The organism is Ligilactobacillus agilis, assembly GCF_025311475.1.
GTDB lineage: Bacteria > Bacillota > Bacilli > Lactobacillales > Lactobacillaceae > Ligilactobacillus > Ligilactobacillus agilis.
On the sequence record NZ_CP104397.1, the window covers coordinates 1065234 to 1088528 of the forward strand.

Annotated in this window: 22 protein-coding genes; 10 read left to right on the top strand and 12 right to left on the bottom strand. The window is 43.0% G+C overall.

The window, feature by feature from the left end:
* Window positions 1-14: 14 nt before the first annotated feature.
* The 7 genes from N4597_RS05295 to N4597_RS05325 all read left to right on the top strand — a co-directional run bounded on the left by N4597_RS05295 (window position 15) and on the right by N4597_RS05325 (window position 4682).
* Window positions 15-575 (top strand): nucleotidyltransferase family protein, encoded by a 561-nt coding sequence (locus N4597_RS05295; protein ID WP_260905154.1) that lies wholly within the window; start codon window positions 15-17, stop codon window positions 573-575.
* Window positions 576-715: 140 nt separating this feature from the next.
* Window positions 716-973, top strand: coding sequence for a hypothetical protein (locus N4597_RS05300; protein WP_204773965.1), 258 nt, complete (start codon window positions 716-718; stop codon window positions 971-973).
* A gap of 193 nt (window positions 974-1166) precedes the next feature.
* Window positions 1167-1526 carry an ArsR/SmtB family transcription factor gene (locus N4597_RS05305; protein WP_260905157.1) on the top strand — a complete coding sequence of 120 codons (360 nt, stop codon included), beginning with the start codon at window positions 1167-1169 and terminating at the stop codon, window positions 1524-1526.
* A gap of 1 nt (window position 1527) precedes the next feature.
* On the top strand, window positions 1528-2214 hold the full coding sequence (locus tag N4597_RS05310) for a type 1 glutamine amidotransferase domain-containing protein (RefSeq protein ID WP_260905159.1): 687 nt from the start codon (window positions 1528-1530) through the stop codon (window positions 2212-2214).
* Entirely contained in the window at window positions 2214-3218 is a 1005-nt protein-coding gene (locus N4597_RS05315) for an NADP-dependent oxidoreductase (protein ID WP_260905161.1), read from the top strand. Before N4597_RS05310 ends, N4597_RS05315 begins: the two co-directional genes overlap by 1 nt.
* An 87-nt stretch (window positions 3219-3305) precedes the next feature.
* The gene (locus tag N4597_RS05320) at window positions 3306-3914 is read left to right on the top strand and encodes a hypothetical protein (protein WP_260905162.1); all 609 of its coding nucleotides are present in this window, start codon (window positions 3306-3308) and stop codon (window positions 3912-3914) included.
* A 207-nt stretch (window positions 3915-4121) separates the two neighbouring features.
* Complete coding sequence (locus N4597_RS05325; protein WP_056977982.1) at window positions 4122-4682, top strand: tyrosine-type recombinase/integrase; 561 nt, start codon at window positions 4122-4124, stop codon at window positions 4680-4682.
* A 426-nt stretch (window positions 4683-5108) separates the two neighbouring features.
* Here the strand turns inward: N4597_RS05325 and glyA are convergent, their stop codons facing one another.
* Window positions 5109-6362 carry a serine hydroxymethyltransferase gene (glyA, locus tag N4597_RS05330; RefSeq protein ID WP_260905165.1) on the bottom strand — a complete coding sequence of 418 codons (1254 nt, stop codon included), beginning with the start codon at window positions 6360-6362 and terminating at the stop codon, window positions 5109-5111.
* Between the two features lie 90 nt (window positions 6363-6452).
* Here glyA and N4597_RS05335 point away from each other — a divergent pair, with 90 nt between their 5' ends.
* The gene (locus N4597_RS05335) at window positions 6453-7280 is read left to right on the top strand and encodes a metallophosphoesterase (RefSeq protein WP_260905167.1); all 828 of its coding nucleotides are present in this window, start codon (window positions 6453-6455) and stop codon (window positions 7278-7280) included.
* Between the two features lie 33 nt (window positions 7281-7313).
* On the opposite strand, the gene N4597_RS05340 is transcribed toward N4597_RS05335, so the two are convergent.
* Genes N4597_RS05340 through N4597_RS05355 form a run of 4 tightly spaced genes read right to left on the bottom strand, consistent with a single transcriptional unit; the run spans window position 7314 to window position 10107 of the window.
* Window positions 7314-7724, bottom strand: coding sequence for a peptide deformylase (locus N4597_RS05340; RefSeq protein ID WP_260905169.1), 411 nt, complete (start codon window positions 7722-7724; stop codon window positions 7314-7316).
* A gap of 49 nt (window positions 7725-7773) precedes the next feature.
* On the bottom strand, window positions 7774-8358 hold the full coding sequence (gene lepB, locus N4597_RS05345; protein WP_260905171.1) for a signal peptidase I: 585 nt from the start codon (window positions 8356-8358) through the stop codon (window positions 7774-7776).
* Window positions 8359-8371: 13 nt separating this feature from the next.
* A complete protein-coding gene (locus N4597_RS05350; RefSeq protein ID WP_172575975.1) occupies window positions 8372-9181 on the bottom strand; it encodes a sugar phosphate isomerase/epimerase family protein in 810 nt (269 codons plus the stop codon).
* Window positions 9182-9240: 59 nt separating this feature from the next.
* Window positions 9241-10107 (bottom strand): DegV family protein, encoded by an 867-nt coding sequence (locus N4597_RS05355; RefSeq protein ID WP_260905174.1) that lies wholly within the window; start codon window positions 10105-10107, stop codon window positions 9241-9243.
* Between the two features lie 266 nt (window positions 10108-10373).
* Here N4597_RS05355 and N4597_RS05360 point away from each other — a divergent pair, with 266 nt between their 5' ends.
* A complete protein-coding gene (locus tag N4597_RS05360) occupies window positions 10374-12065 on the top strand; it encodes an NFACT family protein (protein ID WP_260905222.1) in 1692 nt (563 codons plus the stop codon).
* A 44-nt stretch (window positions 12066-12109) separates the two neighbouring features.
* On the opposite strand, the gene parC is transcribed toward N4597_RS05360, so the two are convergent.
* Window positions 12110-14506, bottom strand: a complete 2397-nt coding sequence (gene parC, locus N4597_RS05365; RefSeq protein WP_390892659.1) for a DNA topoisomerase IV subunit A — start codon at window positions 14504-14506, stop codon at window positions 12110-12112.
* A 62-nt stretch (window positions 14507-14568) separates the two neighbouring features.
* Entirely contained in the window at window positions 14569-16584 is a 2016-nt protein-coding gene (gene parE / locus N4597_RS05370; protein ID WP_260905178.1) for a DNA topoisomerase IV subunit B, read from the bottom strand.
* A 217-nt stretch (window positions 16585-16801) separates the two neighbouring features.
* On the opposite strand from parE, the gene plsY reads away from it, so the two are divergent.
* Window positions 16802-17422 carry a glycerol-3-phosphate 1-O-acyltransferase PlsY gene (plsY, locus tag N4597_RS05375; protein WP_089145007.1) on the top strand — a complete coding sequence of 207 codons (621 nt, stop codon included), beginning with the start codon at window positions 16802-16804 and terminating at the stop codon, window positions 17420-17422.
* Between the two features lie 54 nt (window positions 17423-17476).
* Here the strand turns inward: plsY and N4597_RS05380 are convergent, their stop codons facing one another.
* The 5 genes from N4597_RS05380 to N4597_RS05400 all read right to left on the bottom strand — a co-directional run bounded on the left by N4597_RS05380 (window position 17477) and on the right by N4597_RS05400 (window position 23245).
* Window positions 17477-18349, bottom strand: a complete 873-nt coding sequence (locus N4597_RS05380) for an aldose 1-epimerase family protein (protein WP_260902736.1) — start codon at window positions 18347-18349, stop codon at window positions 17477-17479.
* Window positions 18350-18365: 16 nt separating this feature from the next.
* Entirely contained in the window at window positions 18366-19784 is a 1419-nt protein-coding gene (gene hslU / locus N4597_RS05385) for an ATP-dependent protease ATPase subunit HslU (RefSeq protein ID WP_167588760.1), read from the bottom strand.
* A gap of 13 nt (window positions 19785-19797) precedes the next feature.
* Window positions 19798-20340, bottom strand: a complete 543-nt coding sequence (hslV, locus tag N4597_RS05390) for an ATP-dependent protease subunit HslV (RefSeq protein WP_192944074.1) — start codon at window positions 20338-20340, stop codon at window positions 19798-19800.
* 12 nt (window positions 20341-20352) lie between these two features.
* The gene (gene xerC, locus N4597_RS05395) at window positions 20353-21252 is read right to left on the bottom strand and encodes a tyrosine recombinase XerC (protein ID WP_089145005.1); all 900 of its coding nucleotides are present in this window, start codon (window positions 21250-21252) and stop codon (window positions 20353-20355) included.
* A gap of 85 nt (window positions 21253-21337) precedes the next feature.
* A complete protein-coding gene (locus tag N4597_RS05400; protein ID WP_202022386.1) occupies window positions 21338-23245 on the bottom strand; it encodes an elongation factor G in 1908 nt (635 codons plus the stop codon).
* Window positions 23246-23295 lie beyond the last annotated feature (50 nt).

A 23295-nucleotide genomic window follows, 5' to 3' on the forward strand; every position in this document is an offset into this window, starting at 1 on the left:
TGTGGGGTGTTGAAATGGATAACCTAGCAAAGGTCCTTGAAGATGATGAAAAGTTTATGGCCCTGCTAAAGATAATTCAGTTTTTTGAGCTTAAGGATTGTTGGCTTTGTGCGGGAACTATTCGAAATTATATTTGGAATGTTCTTAGCGGAAAAGAGGGCTTTAGTGACGCTCACTTTTCAGATGTAGACGTTATTTTCTTTGATAAGAAGCTATCATATGAACAAACCCTTGCACTAGAGGCCCGGGTTAAGAGATTATACCCCGAGTACAGGTGGGAAATCAAAAATCAATATTATATGCATATCCATAGTCCTAATACAAAGAAGTACACCAGCTCTAGGGATGCTGTTTCGAAGTTTCCAGAAAAGTGTACTGCCATAGCGGTTAGACTGAATTCCAATCATAATTTGGAACTATACGCACCGTATGGAGTGGGGGATTTAGTCAATTTTAAAGTAACGCCTACTCCTTATTATGCTAGTGACGCAGAAAGAAGCCTAGTTTATAACAACAGGGTTAAAAAGAAAGCGTGGCGTAAGTTTTGGCCGCAACTGGTTGTAGAGCTTATCTAATAATTATCTTTAGAAAAGCTAAAACAGGGATGGTTTAAAGGCTATATAAAAAGTGCTACCATTATCTTAGGTGCTAGTTAGATAAATTAGCGTTTTAATGTAAACAACAACCTAGATTTTTAAACACTGGAGGAGTTATTTTGGAAGAACTACTATCAAATCCGTTAACATATACTATTGTGGGGATGGTTATTCAACATGCACTAACTCCCAAGATTAAATGGCGCTATGGAATTGCCGTATTACCGGTTATAGTAGCTATATTTGGTATGTATTCTGCTTTAAGTCAGAGAACTTCTTTCTTAGGGCTTTTAGGCTACTTTGCCATCGCTATTATTTTCTTTCTCATGGCGTATACATCTAAAGAAGAGTTACGGAAGAAAAATAAATCTAAGTAGTCGCTTACCTAATATAATTGTAAATACATATCTTTTCGGAAAGAATCCTAAGAAACGATTGTGGTTTGCTTAGGATTCTTTTTTTACCCCAAATGCTTTCGTCTCGATTTACTTTCTCAATGGCAAAATTACTTGTAAGTTAAATAGTTGAATGGTTTAATTTAATTGACCAATACAACAGAGGTGACTTGAGATGGATAAAGACAAGCAATTAGTCGCATTAAAACGCGGATTTGATGAGTTGGCGGACTTATTCGTAGCTCTAGGTGATGAGACTAGACAACACTTAATAATGACCCTATTTGACCTTCCTTGTAAGCAACAAGGCGGGGCGCGAGTAGGAGAGATTACTGCCAAGACGCACCTAAGCCGCCCGGCCGTTTCGCATCACTTGAAAATTTTGCGCTTAGCTGGGGTGGTCGGGATGCGTAAGGAAGGAACGAAGAACTATTACTACCTGGAAACAGGGGGAAGCCAGTGGCAACAATTAGCTAGTCTAAGTACCGATTTAGTTGAGTTACTCAAATACTTGAATGAAGGGAAAGTGAAATAAGATGAACAAGGTCTTAGTGATTTTAACAAACGTAGCTCAGTATGGGACCGATGCCGAGCAAACGGGCCTTTGGTTAGCCGAGGCCACCGATTTTGTAGCCAAGGTTCAAGCAGCCGGCTTTCAGGTTGACTATGCGAGTGCTAAGGGCGGCGCAGTCCCCCTTGATCCCCGCAGCTTGAAAAAAGTTTACCGCTCACAGGAAGTAGATGCCATTTACCAATCGAATGATTTTCAAACGCGCGCTTTACGGGCAAGTTTATCGATTGCCAAAGTCAATCCGAAAGACTACCAGGGAATCTATTTCACGGGCGGACACGGGGTTTTATGGGACTTTCCTAATAATGCCGACTTTGAAGCAGCGACTAGACAAATTTACCAACAGGGTGGGTATGTGATGTCAGTCTGCCACGGCTTAGCGGGATTAATCTTTCAACGGGACGCTACGGGCCAGCCGCTCATAGCGGGTAAGAAAGTAACTGGTTTTACAAGCGCAGAGGAAGTTTTAAGTGGTAAGTTATTTAAAGTTCCCTTTATGACAGAAAGGACAGCAAAAAAAGCGGGAGCTCATTTTAGCCAACGACTACCGTTTACAAGTTATGCAGTTCAAGACGGCCGGCTGATAACGGGCCAAAACCCAATGTCGGGTCACAAAGTGGCACAATTATTTTTAGAAAGTGTAGGTAAGTAATGAAAGCAGCATATATCACCCACTATGGTCAAGAACAATTAACCTTAGGCCAGTTACCTAAGCCTAGCATTACTCAGCCTAAGCAAGTGCTAGTTAGGGTATTAAAGGCTAGCGTCAACCCTGTTGATTTAAAAATCCAAGCCGGTAAGCTAAGGCCGTTGCTGAAATTACCCATGCCTTTGGTTCTAGGTAATGACTACGTAGGGATTGTTGAGGCAATAGGCCCGGCTGTTACTAACTTTAAGGTGGGCCAAAAGGTTTTGGGCCGGATTAGCAAACAAAGCATTGGGACCTTTTGCGACTACCTAGTTGATCAGGAAGCTAATTTGGCCTTACTTCCACCAAACTTAGATTTAAAACTGGCGGCAGCCCTACCGTTAGTCGGGTTGACAGCCTACCAAGCCCTGTTTGATAAAATGCAGGCCAAACGCGGCCAGTCAATCTTAATTCATGTTGGAGCAGGAGCTGTGGGCAGTATCTTAGTTCAACTGGCCAAAATGCAAGGGCTAACGGTTATCACTACGGCTAGCCAACGCAATCATGCTTGGTTAACTACTTTAGGGGCTGATCAAGTTATTGATTACCGCCACAGTGACTTTACCAAGGTGTGTCCGCCCGTTGACTATGTTTTTGATACCATTGGTAAAGAGACCTTGTTGCAATCCTTTGAGGTTGTCAAACCTGGCGGCAAAGTTGTTTCGGTTGCAGGCCTACCCGATGCTAAGTTTGCTAAGGCATACGGGTTAAACCTTATTTGGCAGGGCTTATTTAAGCTGGCTAGCCATAAGATTACGCGTGCTAGCCACAAAGCACATGCAGGGTATGAATTTTTCTTTATGCGTCCTGATGGCCTGCAGTTGCAATGCTTAGCTGAGCTTGTAGTTACTGGGCGGTTGCAGGTTAGGGTTGCCAAAGAATATCCCTTTGAAGAAATCCAGGCCGCCTGTGATTACGTAGCGACAGGGCATGCTGACGGCAAGGTAATTATTAAATTGATAGATTAAGAACAAATATTTGCAGATTATAACGAACAGGTGTACTATTAAGATATTGGTACACCTGTTCGTTTTATTTTATTAGGAGGAAGATTTATGGCTAAGGAAAAAATTTATACTAAGACAGCGCTAAAAAGAGAATTTGGCTTGACTGACAAATGTTTGGCTTACTTGCCCCCGGCAGACAAAATTTGGTACGGGCGCTACAAGAGCCAGCGCTACCCAGCCTGGAGTGAGTCCTTAATTCAAAATTTTTTAGCGCAAGATGAAGTGCAACTCTTGTTGGTGATGGCAACTAAGCGGCGGGCTAAGCGCCAGCAGGCGGCTCAAAAAGCAGTTGCTACCAAAACTAACGCCTTATTAGCCGAACTAGCTGACATTAAGGTTCGAGTTGAGCGTTTGCCTAAGAAAAAATTAAAGCGCTTAACTCAAGCGAGTCTAGATGACTGGTACATGTACCGGGAACTTAACTACCATAGTTACGATGAATTTGCCTATCACGAAGCCACTGACTGGGATATCGTTAACTACATCCGCCATAACTTAACTAACTACGATGTTGAACTAACTAGGCTAGCTAACCGAGTGGGCCGCCAAGAAGGGTTTAAGTTAATTAGTCGCAAAATCTATGCCGAGATTTTAAAAGTCTACCCAGAGTATCGGACGACGATTGAAAAGCAGTTGCAAGAGCATTTGTCACGGTAAAGAATGACTAGGTAATTTTAGTTACTTTCTTTAATTTACTTACTTTTCGTTCTTTCATCATTTTATCTATTTTAAGGAAAGTTAAATTGCGTAATACCGGAATATAAAATTTTACGATTTGATACTTTCCTAATTAAATGCTATTATTTAAATAATTAGGAAAGTACGTTTATGATCCTTCAGAAACGTTGAAAGGACGGGGTTTTCGTGGTTTATAACTCACAACCACTTCGAAGTGAAGATCAAATTAATGACGTTTTGTTTTACTTGCGGCGGACTCGCTATCCCGAACGCGATACCTTTTTATTCTTGTTAGGAATTAATACCGGGTTACGCTGTTCGGACTTGCTCAATTTAAAGGTTGGAACTTTGCGTCACAGCAAGCGTCCAGAGATTGTTGAAATTAAGACTGGTAAAAAGAAGACCTTATTTTTAGATGCGATTTATCCTAAGGTTGAGCAGTATATTAAGGATAAAGCTGATGAAGATTGGGTTTTTCCTTCAAGTCAAAATCACGGGGCCAAGCCGGAAAGCGTCAATAATGTTTACAAGCTCTTTAAGCGCATTGATGCTAACTTAGGCAATATCGGCTTTACAACTCACAGCATGCGCCGGACTTTTGGTTTGTGGTATTATCGGAAGACGCATGATATTTTATACTTAATGCGCTTATTTAACCATTCGAGTGAAGAAATTACCAAGAGGTACATTGGAATTACGGACGAAGAATTAGGTGATTCTTTGCGCGAATTTAAGATTGGTTTTTAGTGCTGAGAGGCGCGTTTTAAGGTCGAGTTCGAATTACAGCTGAATAGTTGATGGTCAAAATGCTTTAAAATCAAAATTCAAAAAAGGTCTCTAAGTTAGCTCAAAGTTTAGTTGCTAACTTGAGATCTTTTTATTTGGATTCAAATTAAAGTTGTAATTGGGTGGCTGGGACAACAGAAAGTATCAAGTGAGTTGCAAAACAAAAAGTTTAGTCACCAAAGTATTTACTGATGAAAGTTTGCAAAAAGGCATGGGGGCAAGCCGGGGCGCTTTTTTGCTTTTAATCCTACTTTCGATAATGTATATTATGTAAACTAGGAAGATTAAAAAATAAGGGCAAGCCCCCTCTCTTTTTTAGCATCTAAAAAACCACTAATTACTAAAACTTAGCTAGTAATTAGTGGTTGTTAGCATTAATTTAGATAATTAGCGTAAGGAATCAGCTGCATAAATTGGGTGTGCATCAGTGAGTGCTTGCACTTGGTTTTTAACCGAAGATAACACTTGGTCATCAGTTGGATTTTCAAGTACTTGGATGATTAACTCAGCAACTTTAGCACAGTCAGCTTGATCAAAGCCACGACTAGTAATTGCTGGTGTGCCTAAGCGGATTCCGCTAGTCTTAAATGGACTCAAAGTTTCAAATGGAATCGAGTTTTTATTAACGGTAATATTAACTTCATCCAGTAACTTTTCAGCATCTTTACCAGTCAAGCCAAAGCCGCGAACATCGACTAGTAATAAGTGGTTATCGGAACCACCAGAAACTAACCGGGCTTTCTGGCTAGCCGCAAAAACTTGCGCCATCGCCTGGGTATTGGCAATGATATTTTGACCATAGGTCTTGAAATCAGCAGCTAAAGCCTCGCCAAAAGCTGCGGCTTTCCCGGCGATTACGTGTTCTAGCGGACCACCTTGGGTGCCAGGAAAGACGTTGCTGTTAATTTTTTTAGCCAGTTGCTCGTCATTGGTTAAAATCATACCGCCCCGGGGGCCACGTAAGGTTTTATGGGTGGTAGTAGTCGTAATATCAGCGTATGGAATTGGGCTTGGATGCAAACCAACGGCGACTAAACCAGCAATGTGGGCCATATCAACCATTAATTTAGCCCCGACTTGATCAGCAATGGCCCTAAACTTAGCAAAATCGATGGTCCGGGAGTATGCACTAGCACCGGCCACAATTAACTTAGGTTGGTGTTTTTCAGCTAGAGTTAAGATGGCATCATAATCTAGCATTTCCGTTTTAGGATCCACTCCATAGCTAACAAAGTTATAGGTTTTACCACTGAAGTTAACAGGCGAACCATGGGTTAAGTGCCCCCCTGCCGCTAAATCCATTCCCATAATGGTATCCCCTGCTTCAACTAAACTGAGGTAGGCGGCTGCGTTAGCTTGAGAACCGGAGTGAGGTTGCACATTAACATACTTGGCCCCAAATAATTTTTTAGCCCGGTTGATGGCCAAATTTTCTATAATATCAATGTATTGGCAGCCACCGTAATAACGCCGGCCTGGGTAACCTTCCGCGTACTTGTTAGTTAACACACTACCTTGGGCAGCTAAAACGTTTTTAGAAACAATATTTTCAGAAGCGATTAACTCAATGTTTCTAGCCTGGCGCTCTTCCTCTAATTTAATCGCATCAAATAATTCAACATCTAGGTCTTTAAAATCCATGCTAATGCCCCCTTCTTGTCTTTAAGTTAATTTTAGCATATCGGCTTTTATCATGGTATAATTAAAAAAATTAATTGAAAAGCGATTACTATGAAAATTGTAGTTTCTAGTGATAATCACTTAGACGTTAACCGGATATCACCAGCTGAAGCCCTAGCTTTTCAAGCCCAGTATCTTAATCAAATTAAGGCGGATTATTACTTGTTTGCGGGGGATATGTTTAATGATTTTCTTAAAACTAAATCCTACCTGGAAAAATTAAATGATTTAATTACTGGCCAGGTCTTTTTTATTGCGGGTAATCACGACATGCTAAAAAATGTTACTTTTTTCCAGTTAGAAAGCCCCCTTTCGCCCTGCTATTTACATAATCAAGCTTATGATTTCCCCAATTCCGCTTGGCGGTTGATTGCTAACAATGGTTGGTATGACTATAGTTTCAGTCCCCAATTAGATGTTGAAGAAGTAGCGCGCTGGAAAAAGGCCTACTGGGTGGACGCCGGTGTAAATCAACCTCTGAGTGACTTAGAGCGGATAAACCTAGTAATTACCCAGGTGCAAGAACAACTGACGGCGGCTAAAACGGCGGGCAAACGGGTAATCTTTTTGACTCACTTTGTGCCCCACCGCGATTTACTTTGGGCGCGGCCGGCACACTTTAGTAAGCCCCGGTACGAGCGGGTTTATGAGATGGTTAACGCCTTTTTGGGTAGTCAAAGGCTAGCTGATTTACTCGAGGCTTATCCCAATGTTTATTACACTTTTTATGGACACGTTCACGGCCGCCACCCTGCCCTAACCCACGGCCAGCTAACCTATTTCAACCAAGCGGTCGGGGTTAGAAGAAGACATGAGTGGCAAGCAGCTGACTTTGAAAACCAATGGTTGGCTAGCTTACAGAAAATTAAAATCAACTAGGCAGTTAGCAAATCTTGCTAACTGCCTAGCTTTTTAGATAATAATACCCTGACAATGGTCGAGTTCATGTTGAATAATCTGAGCTGGAAAATCACTGAAGGTCTGCCTTTGTTGTTTAAAATGCTCGTCTAAGTAAGTCACCTCAATACTGTGATAGCGTTTAGTTTTCCTGGTTCCTACCAGTGATAAGCAGCCTTCCTCAGTTTCATAGGGTTTGAATTTCTTATTAATCTTAGGGTTAATCATAACTAGATTAAAGATCCCTAGTGAAATGATAATGATATTTTTGTGAAAGCCAATCATATTGGCAGCCATCCCCACACAGTGCTCCTTATGGGCAAGCAAGGTATCCTTTAAATCCTGGACAATTTGGAGGTCGCCTGGGCCTGCGGGCACGCTTTTTTGCCGTAAAACTACTTCGTCTTTAATAATTTCTCTAATCATAATAGTTCCTTTCCAAGTAAAAAGGATGCCCAAAGACATCCCTAAGTACTTAATTCGCAGGTACAAAGTAGTTAATCACTTGTGCCTTGTCATTCCAAAAGCCGGTCTTAACCGTACCTAAAATTTTGTTAGTCGGTACGAAGCCGTAATAGCGGCTGTCGTTTGAAGCGGCCCGGTTATCACCTAAAACAAAGTATTTACCCTTGGGTACGGTAAATATTTGCCCGCTACCAAGAGTTACGCCCTTAGCTTCGTTAGCTTGAAGGGTTAGGGTACCAGCAATTTGTTGCTTTTTTGTGATGTAACTTTGTGATTGCCGGACGCCGTTAACGTAAAGTTTGCCGTCATTTTTGTATTCAATTTTATCCCCCGGAAGCCCGATAACCCTCTTAACGTATTTATCCTTAGGTTGCGCGTTGGCATCGACCCCGTAAGCATCAAAAACGATGACCGTGCCCCGCTTGATATTGCCCTGTTTGAACAAGGCAACCAGCTCATTGTTTTGTAAGTTAGGGTACATTGAGGTCCCATCGACCCTAACTAAAGAAAAGAAGTAGGTTTTAATCACTAAGGCAATTAATAACCCGAGAATAATCGGCCATAACCAGCCCATAATCTCCTTAAATTTTGACATATAAATTCCTCCACTATAATAAGTTTAGTAAATACTCGTGACTTTTAACCTGTTCACTAGCATCCAGCTGATTCTTTAGGTTAATTTCATAAATGCTAGTGGCAGCTGGGTTAAGCCTTGGTAGCACCCGGCGCCAATCAATTAACCCCTGCCCTAAGGTTAGACTATCGTGAGTTTGACCATACGAGTCCACTAGGTGATAATGAACAATTTGGTCTTTTAGTCTCGTCAATGAGGCTAGTAGTTTTTCGTTATTAGCTTTAACCTTGATAAAACAGTGCGAAGTATCAAAGGCTAGGCGGTAATTTTTAGCCAGAATTTCTTCGTCACTGTCCTGTTCTCCATAATAAAAGATAGGTGAGATGGAATTTTCAAACATGATGTGTACTTGGCCCAACTGTTTGAAGTAATCCAGGCGTTTAAAGGCCGCCGCTTGTGCTGCCTTTAGGTTAGGGTACATGGAGATAAAGGTCTGAGTCTGGCGTGAGTAAGACCCATGAACTAAGACTTGTAAATTATAATCAAAGGCTAACTGCAAGAGGTCGTTAGTTGACTTATCTATAAAATAATAAAGCTCACGACATTGTTCTTGTGGAGCAATCAGTTCGGTAAAGGTATCACGGTAGCGCATGGGATGGTGTAAAACAATCTGCTTGATACCCGCCGCCTTAACTTCTTCAATTGCTACTTGTAGCCGCTTTAAGCCGTCGTTAGTAAAATCACTTTCGGCGGTGAAAAATTCAAAGACCTCCGGTTTGTATTGCAGTCGATCTTTAACCTGGCGCAAGTCCGCACTAGCTTTAAGCCCCAAGGGAATTTGCATAACATAACCTCTTTTCAAAAAATAAAGGGTGCAACCGTAAGGTCCACCCTCTAAACTTATTAAGCTTTGTCAATATCGCGCATCCATGCTAAGGCAAGGGCTTTTTCACCAAGATGGGTACCGATAACAGGACCGAAGTAACTGATGTCAATTCGACAGTCAGGGTACTGGGCCTTTAACTTTGCTTGCCATTTTTCGGCCGCCGGTAAATCGTTAGCGTGAATGATAATAATTCTAACCGGGTAGTTGATGTGCGCCATTTCTTCGGCAAATAAATCTTCTACTCGCTTTAAGGCCCGTTTGGTAGAACGAACCTTTTCAAAGGCGACGATCTTATGACTATCATCGTCAAAGGTTAGAATGGGTTTGATTTTCAAGACGTTACCGATAAAGGCAGAAGCATTAGAAAGCCGGCCCCCTCTAACGAGGTTTTGTAAGTCATCCACGATGAAATACTCGTTAGTAGTAGCTCGTAAAGCGTCCAAACGACCTAAAATTTCATCTAAACTAGCACCTGCTTGGGCTAAGCGGGCAGCCTCGATGACTAGGTTTCCCATCAACATTACTGTGATTTGGGAATCGTAAGGAACTAACTTAATGTCTGTTAGTTCATCCGCAAGATTTACTAAAGTTTGGTGTAGTCCCGAAATTGTACTTGCTAAGTGAATACTAATTACGGTATCGTAACCTTCTTTACCTAAAGATTGATATAATTCAATTAATTCCCCAACGGCTGGCTGTGAAGTGCTAGGAAAAGTTTCAGAAGTACGTAATTTTTCATAGAACTCTGCGGTTGAAATATCTTCCCCCTCATTATATACCTGTCCATCAATAATAAAGGGAATAGGTACCACTTTGATGTTATATTTTTCTACGGTTTCCTGTGGAAGGTAGGCCGTACTGTCTGTAACAACAGCAATTTTCATTGTGCTTGCACCTACTTTATAAATTTTTCGCAAATTAATCATACCATACAAAACTAGCTGCTACTAGCTTTCATGGTAAAATTACCCAATTAGTTATAATTATGGACGAAAATAACCAAAAGTGCAAATTAAATTAAGGTTAAGGTCTGTCAATAATTTTTTGCGGTACTAAATTACCTACGCCAAACCTCAAAATGTTAAATGGCTAGTCAATATGATAAAATTGAAGCTGAACTTATTTTTAGATAGAAAGAATGTGAATGACCATGTCTTATGATGGCCTTTTTACACACGCAATGGTCCAAGAATTGCAAGCTAAGTTAGTTGAGGGCCGGGTGATGAAAATCTCCCAGCCCTATCCTAACGAAGTAATTTTAACAATTAGGTCGCAGCGGAAAAACTATCCCCTGCTCCTATCTGCTAACCCCAGTTATGCGCGGGCGCAAATAACTGCCATCCCCTATACGAACCCACCAGTACCAACGAACTTTACGATGATGTTGCGTAAATACCTAGAAGGGGCGCGGTTGGTGGCAATTGAACAACTAGAGTGCGACCGGGTGATTAATTTTGCCTTTAGCAACCGTAATGAGCTTGGTGACAAGCTCCCCCTCCTACTAAGTATTGAAATTATGGGCCGGCATAGTAACGTAATTTTGATCAACCAAGCCGAAAATAAGATTATTGATACGATTAAGCACGTCGGTTTAGATCAAAATCGCTACCGGACCTTACTACCAGGTTCAACTTACCGCCTGCCCCCTAAACAGGCTAAGCAAAACCCCCTAACGGCTAGTCCGGCTGACTTTGAGCAATTAGTAGCAGCTTACCCTAACCGTGAGGTTTTAGCCAAGGAATTACAGGCAAATTTCCAAGGCTTAGCCCTTGATTCAGCTCTTTATTTAGCCGATTATTTCCACCAAGCTGGGGTTAGTGCGGCTAGTTTGGCTGCTTTATGGGCCAAATTAGCTCAGCCTACTCCTAGTTTGCTAACGGAACCCAAACTAAACTTCAGTGCCTTTGATTACCCGTCAGCTACGGCTAGCACCCGCTTTGAAAGCCTAAGTGAATTATTAGATGAATTCTATGGGACTAAGGCAACGAGAGATCGGGTTAAGCAACAAGGTGCCCGGCTAATCCTAGTGGTCAAGAATAATTACAAGAAAAACAAGAAGAAACTAGGTAAGCTAAAGCGGGAATTAGCTGCTACCGAAAATGCGGACGACTACCGTCTAAAAGGAGAACTATTGACCACCTACTTGTATCAGGTTGAACCTAAGCAAAAAACGGTGACCTTACCTAATTATTATGCTAATGAACAGCCGGTAACTATTAGTTTAAAACCCCAACTTAGCCCCGCACAAAATGCCCAAAGTTATTTTAAACGCTATACCAAGCTAAAAAATGCGGTCGGCTACATTAACGAACAAATTAGTTTAACCGAGCAGGAGTTGGCCTACCTCGATAGTATCCAGGCCCAAATCGAATTAGCGGAACCTAAGGACTTGCCAGATATCGCCCTGGAATTGGAAAGCGGTGGTTACCTTAAAAAGCCTAAGCAAAAGGTCAAGCGTAAGCCAAAGTTAAGTCAGCCAGCTAAGTTTAAGGCTAGCGACGGCAGCGAAATTTTGGTAGGTAAAAATAACCTGCAAAATGACCGCCTCAGTCTAAAAACGGCTGCCAAAAATTATTGGTGGTTACATGTCAAAGATATTCCGGGCTCCCACGTAATCATCGCTAACCCTCATCCTAGTGAGGAAACCCTCTTAGAGGCGGCTAACCTAGCGGCCTACTATTCTAAGGCCCAAGGTTCCGCAAACGTAGCGGTTGACTACGTACAGGTAAAACACCTGCGTAAACCCAACGGAGCTAAGCCTGGGTTTGTGATTTACGAAGGCCAACAAACCTTGTTTGTCACTCCAGACAAGGAGTTAGTAACCCGCCTAAAAGCTGAATAAAAAAAGTCATGTACTCACACTAACGTGAATACATGACTTTTTTCTTACTCTTCCTTGGCTTCACTCAATGGTTGCCAAGTTAACGGTAGACCTTGACTATCGATATCTAGGATATATGCACCGTTTGAATAACGATCACCAAAGGAGTGTGCAGCGTAAGAAATGGTGATTTCTTCTTGATGGTCAGTGATGAGCTGCACCTTGTCTTCAGTAATTATTCGCGCTAACACAATCCGGTGAGGGTTGCGCTTTAATTCCCGCATGATTTGGACACCGCGCCGGGCCCGGGTAGTCTTAGCTACCTCAGAAACTTTCATCTTCTTAAAGGCCCCGCGATTCGTTACCAAAGCAACTGCTTGCTTCTCGTCTGTAAGCATAACGCTAGTTAAGTAATCATCCCTAAGATCCATGCACTTAACCCCGGCGGCCTTAGCACCATTGACAGGAACCTCGCTTAAATCATAACGTAGGCCATATGCCCCGTAGGTAACACAAAAGACCTCTTTATTAGCTAATTCAGCTTGGCTTCCATAAGCAATGAGGATTAATTCATCATCGGCTTGCTTTAGCTTCATGAAACTAGCAGCCCGTGATTTGTAGGTCCGGCCCGGTTTTAAGTCACTTAGTGGCGTTTGCTTGATAAAGCCATTCTTGGTTGCAAATACGAATAAGCCCTCAGTCTCTAACGTGTTAAAGATGTAAGCCTTCAAGACAATTTCATCAGGACCTAACCCGACTGTTTGTGACAGGTGTTCCCCGGTATCCTTCCACCGTTCTTCGCTGATTTCATGGACTGGTCGGTAAATTAAATGGCCCTTATTGGTGAAGATTAAAAGGTGGTCTAAGGTATTGGCTGTTTGTTGTAAAACAGGGTAGTCTTCGTCTTTCAAGCCATTTTCGCCATCCCCAGAAGCGTTAAACGACCGCAAGGAAGAACGCTTTACGTAGCCATCATGAGAAACAAGGACCATGACTTCTTCTTGGGCAACAGTCACCTCTGTATCGACTTGAATGGTTTCAATCTCAGCTTGAATCTCGGTCAAACGGGGACTAGCGTATTTCTTAGCCAGGGCGGTGAGTTCTTTTTTAATCACCTTATCTAGTTCCTTTTGACTAGCCAAGATTTTTTCGTAGCGCGCAATTTTTTGGGCTAAGTCTGCCGCTTCCTTTTCTAGCGCGGTTACATCGGTATTAGTTAAACGGTAGAGTTGCAGGGACACAATTGCTTCAGCTTGTGCTTCGCTAAAAGCAAAGTTAGCGATTAAGTTAGCCTTAGCATCCCCTTTATTCTTTGAAGCCCGGATGGTTTTAATAACTTGATCTAGGATGGATAAAGCCTTGATTAACCCAGCCACGATGTGTTGGCGTTTTTTGGCTTTGGCTAAATCGTATTGCGTCCGCTTGCTGGTTACCTCACGTTGGTGTTTAATATAAGCCTCTAAAATCGTCTTCAAACCGACGTGCTCAGGCCGCTTGTTATTGATAGCAACCATGTTAAAGTTATAGGAAATTTGTAAATCCGTATTCTTAAAGAGGTAGTTTAAAATCCCTTGGGCGTTAGCATTTTTCTTTAGCTCGACTACAATCCGTAAACCTTCTCGGTCACTTTCATCCCGAACTTCAGCCAGGCCCTCGACCTTTTTAAGTAGGCGTAATTCGTCAATACGCTTGACCAGTAAGGACTTGTTAACTTCGTAAGGAATCTCTGTGATAACAATTTGTTCCTTACCACCCCGGATGGCTTCAATCTCGGTTTTGGCCCGTAAAATAGAGCGCCCCCGGCCTGTTTGGTAAGCTTGCTTAATGCCGTCTAGCCCCTGTAAAATTCCCCCGGTTGGGAAGTCGGGCCCTTTAACAAACTGCATCAAGTCATCAAGGCTGGCTTGGGGATGTTCTAGGAGGTGGATGGTAGCTGCCACCGTCTCGCCTAGATTATGGGTTGGGATTTCGGTAGCGTACCCCGCCGAAATCCCGGTGGCACCGTTAACTAATAAGTTAGGAAAGCGGGCCGGTAAAACGGTCGGTTCGTACTCGGTATCATCGAAGTTTAAAACCATTTCAACGGTGTCTTTTTCAATATCCTTTAGCATCTCCCCGGCAATCTCGGCCAAGCGCGCTTCGGTATAACGCATCGCTGCCGGAGGATCGCCATCCATGGACCCATTATTTCCGTGCATTTCAATTAAGGGGTCACGCAATTTCCAGTTTTGACTAAGGCGGACCATCGCCTCGTAAATAGAACTATCACCGTGAGGGTGAAAATTCCCCATGACATTTCCGACCGCTTTAGCCGACTTGCGAAATGGTTTGTCAAAGGTATTTCCATCCTCATTCATGGCAAAGAGGATTCTTCTTTGCACGGGCTTTAAGCCATCGCGAATATCAGGTAAGGCCCGTTCCTGGATGATGTACTTAGAATAACGACCGAAACGTTCACCCATTACTGCTTCAAGCGAGAGTTCTTGAATATTATTGTGTGCCAAAAAATCACTTCCTTAATCATCTAGTCATCAAGTAAGCTAGCCTGCTTTAAATCCGCGGAACTGACACTACCATTTTCTTGGTGTGCTCCTTCTGCCGCGGCTGTATCTAAAAGGCTGCCGTCTTCTTCCAAGGTAAACTGAACATTTTTTTCAATCCACTTACGTCTAGGTTCAACCTTATCGCCCATCAAAGTCGTTACCCGTTTTTCCGCTAGGGCTTCATCGTCAATCTTAACCCTAACCAGGGTCCGGGTTTCAGGGTTCATAGTTGTTTCCCACAGTTGGTCGGCGTTCATTTCCCCTAGCCCCTTAAATCTTTGCAGGGTAGCGCCTTTGCCCAATTCTTTTTGAGCTAACTCTAACTCAGAGTCGGTCCAAGCATAACGAATCTGCGCCTTCTTTTTAACCTGTTTTTGTAATTTATACAAAGGTGGTAAGGCAATATAAATCCGGCCCGCATTAATCATTGGCCGCATATATTTATAAAAGAAAGTTAATAGTAACGTCTGAATGTGGGCCCCGTCGGTATCAGCATCCGTCATGATAATGACCTTATCGTAGTTAGCATCCTCCAACTTAAACTCGGGTCCAACCCCAGCCCCAATGGTATAAATCATTGTATTAATTTCTTCATTTTTGATAATGTCTTGTAACTTAGCCTTTTGGGTATTTAGCACTTTTCCCCGCAATGGTAAGATGGCTTGGAACTTGCGGTCACGCCCTTGTTTAGCAGAACCGCCGGCAGAATCACCTTCGACTAAGAAGAGCTCATTTTTCTTGGCATTCTTAGATTGTGCCGGGGTTAGCTTTCCTGATAAGTTCCGTTCGATTTTTCTTTTTTTCTTGCCAGAACGACTTTCATCCCGGGCTTTACGGGCCGCTTCCCGCGCTTCCCTTGCCTTTAGGGCCTTTCTAACTAACTCTTGTGCAAACTCACCGTTTTCCATTAAATAGTAGGTTAGTTGTTCGCTGACAATGCTATCTACAATCGTCCGCGCCTCAGGGCTACCGAGTTTTCCTTTGGTTTGGCCTTCAAATTGAAGTAACTCCTCAGGTACCCGGACGGAAACAACGGCTGCCAACCCTTCCCTAACGTCGCTACCTTCAAGGTTTTTATCCTTATCTTTTAGGAGGTTAACTTTACGGGCGTACTCATTAAAGGCCTTGGTCCAGGCTGACTTCATCCCCGCTTCATGAGTTCCCCCGTCTTTAGTCCGGACGTTATTAACAAAGGACATAATTGTTTCGGAGTAACCATCATTGTATTGACCAGCCACTTCGACTTCAATTCCATCCTTGCTACCTTCAAAGTACATTACCGCTCCAAGCGTATCCTTATCTTCGTTAAGGTAGCTAACAAATTCTTTAATTCCCTCTGCAAATAAGAAGGTATCACTTGTGTCAGTGCGTTCATCTGTTAGGGTAATCTTAACTCCTTTTAGGAGGAAGGCCGCTTCCCTCAAGCGTTCGGCTAGGGTCTCATAGTTAAACTTAGTTGTTGAAAAAATAGTAGCATCGGGAGTAAAGGTAACGGTGGTCCCACTTTGGCGCTTAGTCTTGCCTAACTTACGCAAAGTTCCGACCGGTTTACCCCCGTCAACAAAGTCTTCTTCGTATTCAATCCCATCACGGACAGTGTTAACTGTCAATTTAGACGACAAGGCGTTAACAACGGAAGCACCGACACCGTGAAGCCCACCGGATGTCTTGTAGTCGCCTTGACCGAATTTTCCCCCGGCGTGAAGGACCGTGAAGATGACTTCAACGGTTGGGATTCCTAATGAGTGCATTCCAACTGGCATCCCCCGGCCGTAATCAACAACGGTAATTGAATTATCTTTGTGAATAGTTACATCAATTTGTTTACCATAGCCAGATAAGGCTTCATCGACTGCATTATCTACAATTTCATAAACCAGGTGATGAAGGCCACGTGCATCCGTTGAACCAATATACATTCCCGGCCGCTTTCTAACGGCTTCAAGTCCTTTCAAAACCTGAATGGAATCGTCATCGTAGTTTGGTTTTTTTGCCATTAAATTTCCTCCTTTTTAGGATTCGTGCGCCTAAAAATGAGCGCAGTATCGTTTCTATGATAACTTAAATAAGTTCACTAAGTAAAGTTTTCTTTGATTCCAAATACTTATCTTAGCAAAATTCGAATATACGTTCAAGAATTATTATAATTTAATTTGTGGAGCCCCTATTAGCGTGCTACAATTAGTTGGTAAGTTTTTTTAAGGGGGACCTTTTTTGGATTCAAAAATTATCTTAATGTTGGTCATTGGCTACCTCTTGGGGTCAATTCCTTCTGGAGTTTGGATTGGCAAAATCTTTTATGGTAAAGATGTCCGTCAATTCGGAAGTGGTAATATGGGAACCACCAATACTTTTAGGGTTTTAGGTAAAAAGGCCGGGATTATTGTCTTATTGATGGACATGTTTAAGGGCACCTTAGCAGCCTGCCTGCCCGCCTTATTTCACTCAAACGCCAACGTCTTGTTAATTGGACTAGCCGCCATTATCGGCCATGTTTTCCCAATCTTTGCCGGCTTCAAAGGTGGTAAGGCTGTTGCTACTAGCGTGGGGGTCTTATTGATTTATAACCCTCTTTTCTTTGGAATTTCATGGGCAATCTTTTTGATTACCCTTTACCTGACCAGCATGGTCAGTGTTGCCAGCATGCTAGGTTTTACTTTAACTGCAATTATTTCACTCTTTTTTGGAGATTGGATTTTAATTATCGTTGCCTTTGCCCTCACCATCTTTGTATTTATTAGACACTGGGGCAACATCGAGCGGATTAAGAATGGAACGGAAAGTATGGTTCCCTTTGGACTTGGCTATAGCCGCCGGCAAAAACAAGTAAAATAATGACTAAAAAACAGTCCCTAAATTTAGGGACTGTTTTTTTAGCTCTATTACGCATTAAAAGACCGTAATTTCGTATTGATGATTAAAGCTAGCTGCTTTATCTAGGCGATTAATCGCATACTTTTGGGTAAAGTCGCCGTTACTGTCAGTAGTATCGGCCAACCCCCACCAAGGTTCTAGGCACACAAATTGACCTTCCTTAGGATAAGTGGACCAAATTCCCATGAACTTGGCGTCAGTGACACTCAAGCTCACACCATGACCGCTTGTCTTAGAAGTTAGGCTAACCTTGGCTGGCTTTTGTTCCAAATCATAGATTAACGCGTCATCCTTGAATAACTCCCGGCTAATTGTTGCTGTCGGTGCACTTAACCGGGCACTGTCAATATCAGTTAGGCCGTTAGTCAAAGGAATCTTAGGTAAGCGGTAGTCGGCACTAAAGGTTAGTTCATAGTCGCTAAAACTTTCCTTAGGTGTTAACGGGGTCTTAAAAGCAGGGTGGCCACCAATGCCAAAGTAAATTGGCTCTTGGCTTGGATTATCTACCCGGTAACCAACAACTAACCCACTAGCAGTTAATTCATAGCTTAGTTGTAAGCAAAAATCAAAGGGGTAAAGTTCTTTACTAGCTTCATCCGCTTTTAACTCTAAGACAACTTTGGTGGCCGTTTGTTCTCTGATTGCAAAATCCCGGTCCCGGGCAAAGCCGTGTTGGCCTAAATGGTAGGTTTTACCTGCAACTTGATACTGATCATCCTTAAGGCGGCCAACAATTGGAAACAAGACGGGGGCTTGCCGACCCCAATACTTGGCGTCACCGGCCCAAATATATTCCAAGCCGGTTTCCTTACTTCTTAAAGAAGCTAGTTCGGCCCCGTGTTCTTTGATAGTTGCAACTAAGTAATCATTTTCTAAAAAGACTGCCATATTATTACCCCTTTTCTTAAAGAATATAGCGACTTAAATCTTTGTCACCAGCAATTGAACCAATCTTATCAGTTACGTAAGCTTCCGTAATGGTAATTTCGCCCATTTGCATATCAGGCCCTTCGTAAAGCAGGTCTTCTAGTAATTTTTCTAGGATGGTGTGTAACCGCCGGGCCCCAATGTTTTCGGTTTCATGATTAACCTTGTAGGCAATTTCAGCAATCTTTTGAATAGCTTCCTTAGTAAAGGTTACTTGAATATTGTCTGTCCCAATTAAGGCCATATATTGCTTGATTAAAGCGTTGGTTGGTTCGGTTAAAATCCGGTAGAAATCTTCGGCCTTGAGTTCCTCTAATTCAACTCGAATTGGGAAGCGGCCTTGCAATTCGGCAATCAAGTCACTAGGTTTACTTTCGTGGAAAGCACCTGAGGCGATAAATAAGATGTGGTCGGTCTTTAATAACCCGTACTTAGTCTTAACTTGAGAGCCTTCAACGATTGGTAAAATGTCGCGTTGAACCCCTTCACGTGAAACTTCACCACTAGCTTGCTTTGACTTAGAGGTAATCTTGTCGATTTCGTCGATAAAGATAATCCCAGTATTTTCTGCCCGTTTAATGGCCCCATCGGCTAAGTCAGCGCTATTGACCAGTTTAGCTGACTCTTCTTTGATAAAGACTTCCCGGGCTTCCTTAACGGTCATGGTCCGCTTCACCATTTTCTTTGGCCTTAAGGCACCTAGGGTCTCATTTAAGTCAATCCCCATTGAGCCTAGCATATCATTTTGAGGACTGAAGGTTTGGTTAGCTTCTTCAACTTGGATGGTAACCTCGGTATTTTCCAGCAACCCACGTTTAAGTTGTTCACTGACGCTTAGGCGTTCATTTCTAATTGCATCCGTTACTTCTTCTTGTTCTTCAGGCGCTTGTGTCAAATAATCAGGTAACTTACCACTTTGTAAGTCCCGCATCATTTGCATTAAGTTAGGTTGTTGTTCTTTTTGTTCCTTCTTTTTAGCTGGAACTAAAACTTTGATTAGGCGCTTATCGGCCCGTTGAGCGGCTTGGCTCCTAACTTCTTTATAGAGTCTATCTTCTTCTTGTTTATAGGCAACTTCCACTAAATCACGGACCATTGATTCAACGTCTCTGCCGACATAACCAACTTCGGTAAACTTAGTGGCTTCAACCTTAATGAAGGGGGCGCCCACAATTTTAGCCAACCGGCGCGCAATTTCGGTTTTACCTACCCCAGTAGGACCAATCATTAAGACATTTTTGGGGGTAACTTCTTCTTGCATTGCAGGGTCTAACTGCATCCGGCGGTAACGATTTCGTAAGGCGACTGCAATCGCCTTTTTAGCCTTAGCTTGACCAACCACATATTGATCAAGTTCAGCTACAATTTGTTTAGGTGTTTTATCAGTTGCTTTCACAAAAAGGCCTCCTTTATAATTCTTCGGCAATAACATTGTGGTTGGTGAAGATGTCAATATCACCGGCAATGTTGATGGCGGCTTTGGCAATTTCAATGGCGGACATGTTGCTAGCGTGCTTGGTTAACGCCTTGGCAGCGGCTAAGGCGTAGTTACCACCGGAACCAATGGCTAAGACATTATCGTCTGGTTCAATGACTTCTCCGGAACCGGATACCAATAAAATGGTGTCCTTATCCATCACAATCAAAAGGGCCTCTAATTTTTGCAAAGCTTGGTCACTGCGCCATTCTTGCGCAAGTTCAACGGCGGCCCGTTGTAAGTTACCACTGTATTCATTTAATTTCTTTTCAAACCGTTCTTCCAGGTTAAAGGCATCAGCCACACTACCTGCAAATCCTACTACCACTTGGTCGTTATAGATTCGTCTAACCTTGTGGGCCGTATTTTTCATAATTACCTTTTCGCCCATTGTCACCTGACCATCACCGGCCATGGCACAGTGCCCGTTATGTCTAACGGCACAAATGGTTGTTGCGTGAAATGAAACTGTCATAAATTTCCTCCTCTAAGCTCGTGGGAAAAACTTGCGGTAGTCCCGTTGCAAGTGCTCCGGGGTCACGTGTGTGTAAATTTGAGTCGTAGATAAACTACTATGCCCCAATAACTCTTGCACCGCCCGTAAGTCGGCACCATTGCTCATTAAATGGGTAGCAAAGGTATGCCTTAATTCGTGGGGGTGAATCGTCGTTTCAAGCGAGCTTTTTTTAATAATGCTATTTAAAATATAGGTTATTCCGGCTGGTGTTAGCGGATCACCATAGTGATTTACAAAGACATAGGGATGGTCCTTATGATACTTGGCCATTATTGGGGTACGAGCGAGCTCAAAATAGCGCTCTAATGCCTGCTTACAGTAACGGCCAAAGGGAACGTAACGATCCTTTGACCCCTTACCGTGTAAAAGCATTGCCTCCATGGAAAAATCAATCGCATCCATGGTTAAACCGGTACATTCGCTCACCCGCATCCCGGTGGCATACAAGGTTTCAAGTAAGGCGTTGTCCCTGACTGTTAGTGGCTCATCTCCCTGGGTGGCTGCAAATAAGGCATTCATTTCCTGTTCGTAAAAGAAATGGGGCAGGCTTCTGGGTCGACGCTTAAGCTGAACGTAGGCAAAGGGGTTATTGCTAGCGTAATCATTTTTCATCAAAAAGCGGTAAAAGGTTCTCAAACTTGAAATTCGTCGTGAAATTGAGCTGGTTTTATAATTTTGTTCGTATAAATAGCTCATATAGGCATGGACGTCTAAGTTAGAGATAGTCGCAAATGATGCCGCCCCCCCACTTTCTTCTAAAAAGGTCACAAAATTTTGTAAATCCTTTTCGTAAGCTAGCGCCGTCTTAGCCGAATACTGGCGCTCGACTAAGAGATACTTCTTAAATTCTGCTAACCACTCTTTTTCCAAGTAAATCACCCCTTAAAACATATTTTCTTACATTGGTCAAAGATAGTCAAGCACCCACGCAAGACTTAAGTAAATGCTTACTAAATTAATCTACCTGCCAACGATAATAAGGACAGTGCATGGTTTGCGGTACAGCTTGCCAATTAACAGTATGCCCAGCTCCATGTGAACAAAAGACAGATTGCGGGGTGTTGTCCGCATCACTTTCTGGTTGGTAGTCACTTGCCGCTAATACTTCTGCTTGATTATGGCAAGGGTAATAGCCGACAAAACTCAGTTCAATCAGGCCTTCCCCGTGGCTAAGAGAACGTAAGCTGGTAGGATAGGAGCGCATAGTCGCTACCGGTGCCTTCCCAACTAAAATATTACCCTTACTCTTAGTCGAATCTAGCTTCCCAGCTAAGCGGCTAATATCGGTCATCACCTTTCCTATTAAATCCTGGTTGACCTCAATTACAAAATCATACCAAGGCTCAAGCAACTGGCAGTTACCGCGCCGTCTTAACTCCATTAGTCCCTGCCTTACTGCCCTACTAGTGGCTTCGCGAAAATCACCGCCCTCAGTATGCTTTAAGTGGGCCTTACCGCCGACTAGGGTTAGCTTAACATCGGTTAAAGCAGCCCCGATTAAAACGCCCTTGTGTTCTTTTTGCTTTAGAGCCGTCATAATCTGACTTTGATAATTACTTGCGAGTAGCTCTAAACTACAATCACTAGCAAAGCTAAGCCCTGCGTTAGGGTTTGGTTCTAAGTAAATGTGGGCCTCAGCATAGTGACGAAGGGGTTCGAAGTGCCCTACCCCTTCAACTGGGGCGGTAATTGTCTCTTGATAGAGGATGGAACCTTGATCAAAGCCCACTTCTAGGTTGAAACGCTCTTTTAGTAAGGCCTGTAAAACCTCAAGTTGGATTTCGCCCATCACTTGCACAGCCAGTCGTTGCAACTGGCTAGACCAGCTGACTTGAATTTGGGGATGCTCGTCTTCTAGCAGCTTAAGAGCTGGCAATACCTCGTGAATATCATGCCCCTTTAAGTCAACTTGGTAGCTCAAAACCGGCTTCATTACGGGCTGGGTGTTCTCAATTCTTAATGCCTGACCAGGATAGGTCTTAGTTAACCCGGTTAACGCAGCGACTTGCCCGGTGGTTAATTTGGGGCGCAGTTCAAACTTGGCCCCATCATAGACCCGAATTTGATTGAGCTTTTCGCCAAATAAAACATCTTTGGGTTGAAGGCTGCCGCCATACATGCGGACCCAAGTCAAACGTTGGCCTTGGGTATCATGGCTTATCTTAAAAACCCGTAAACTTAGGTCGCTTTGGGCTTGGTTGACCTTTGTCCACTGGTCTAGGCCGGCTAAGAAGTCTTTGATACCTCTTAGTTTGAGGGCGGCTCCAAAGTAAACTGGGAAAACCTGCCGCTTGGCAATTAAATCAAGAATTTGGCTGTCTGATACAGTTCCCGTTTCTAAAAACTGGCTCAAAGTTGCCTCATCTTGAAGGGCAATTTCTTCTAAATCTGGCTGCGAAAAAGCAAGGCATCCTTCCGCTAACTCCGCTTTGAGCCTAGCCAAAATGCTAGCCTGGCTCTCAGTGCTTGCATCAATCTTATTGACGAAAATAAAGGTGGGGACCTGGTAGTGGGCTAATAATTTCCACAGGGTCTTCGTTTGTTGCGAAAGTTTGTCCGGAGCAGCAATAACCATAATGGCGTAGTCTAAAACGGCTAGCACAGCTTCTGTTTCCTCGATAAAATCAAGGTGACCAGGAGTATCTAATAAGTTTAAGCTGGTATTGCCAGTCGTAAGTTTAGTCTGGTGCGAAAAAATCGTAATCCCCCGCTGTTTTTCCAAACTAGCTGTGTCAAGGTGGGCGTCCCCCTTATCAACTCGGCCTAAATTTCTAAGTGCCCCGGTTTCATAAAGTAGCGCTTCTGATAAGGTCGTTTTACCCGCATCAACGTTGGCGATAATGCCGGTGACAATTTCTTTCACGTTTTTCACCTCATTTTAAAATTAAAACCGAGTACTAGGCAAACTCCCTC

Bases quoted from the DNA above. Each gene is read 5' to 3' on its own strand.
- N4597_RS05295 (WP_260905154.1), top strand. From the start codon at position 15: ATGGATAACCTAGCAAAGGTCCTTGAAGATGATGAAAAGTTTATGGCC.
- N4597_RS05305 (WP_260905157.1), top strand. From the start codon at position 1,167: ATGGATAAAGACAAGCAATTAGTCGCATTAAAACGCGGATTTGATGAG.
- N4597_RS05310 (WP_260905159.1), top strand. From the start codon at position 1,528: ATGAACAAGGTCTTAGTGATTTTAACAAACGTAGCTCAGTATGGGACC.
- N4597_RS05315 (WP_260905161.1), top strand. From the start codon at position 2,214: ATGAAAGCAGCATATATCACCCACTATGGTCAAGAACAATTAACCTTA.
- N4597_RS05320 (WP_260905162.1), top strand. From the start codon at position 3,306: ATGGCTAAGGAAAAAATTTATACTAAGACAGCGCTAAAAAGAGAATTT.
- glyA (WP_260905165.1), bottom strand. From the start codon at position 6,362: ATGGATTTTAAAGACCTAGATGTTGAATTATTTGATGCGATTAAATTA.
- N4597_RS05335 (WP_260905167.1), top strand. From the start codon at position 6,453: ATGAAAATTGTAGTTTCTAGTGATAATCACTTAGACGTTAACCGGATA.
- N4597_RS05340 (WP_260905169.1), bottom strand. From the start codon at position 7,724: ATGATTAGAGAAATTATTAAAGACGAAGTAGTTTTACGGCAAAAAAGC.
- lepB (WP_260905171.1), bottom strand. From the start codon at position 8,358: ATGTCAAAATTTAAGGAGATTATGGGCTGGTTATGGCCGATTATTCTC.
- N4597_RS05350 (WP_172575975.1), bottom strand. From the start codon at position 9,181: ATGCAAATTCCCTTGGGGCTTAAAGCTAGTGCGGACTTGCGCCAGGTT.
- N4597_RS05355 (WP_260905174.1), bottom strand. From the start codon at position 10,107: ATGAAAATTGCTGTTGTTACAGACAGTACGGCCTACCTTCCACAGGAA.
- N4597_RS05360 (WP_260905222.1), top strand. From the start codon at position 10,374: ATGTCTTATGATGGCCTTTTTACACACGCAATGGTCCAAGAATTGCAA.
- parC (WP_390892659.1), bottom strand. From the start codon at position 14,506: ATGGGTGAACGTTTCGGTCGTTATTCTAAGTACATCATCCAGGAACGG.
- parE (WP_260905178.1), bottom strand. From the start codon at position 16,584: ATGGCAAAAAAACCAAACTACGATGACGATTCCATTCAGGTTTTGAAA.
- N4597_RS05380 (WP_260902736.1), bottom strand. From the start codon at position 18,349: ATGGCAGTCTTTTTAGAAAATGATTACTTAGTTGCAACTATCAAAGAA.
- hslV (WP_192944074.1), bottom strand. From the start codon at position 20,340: ATGACAGTTTCATTTCACGCAACAACCATTTGTGCCGTTAGACATAAC.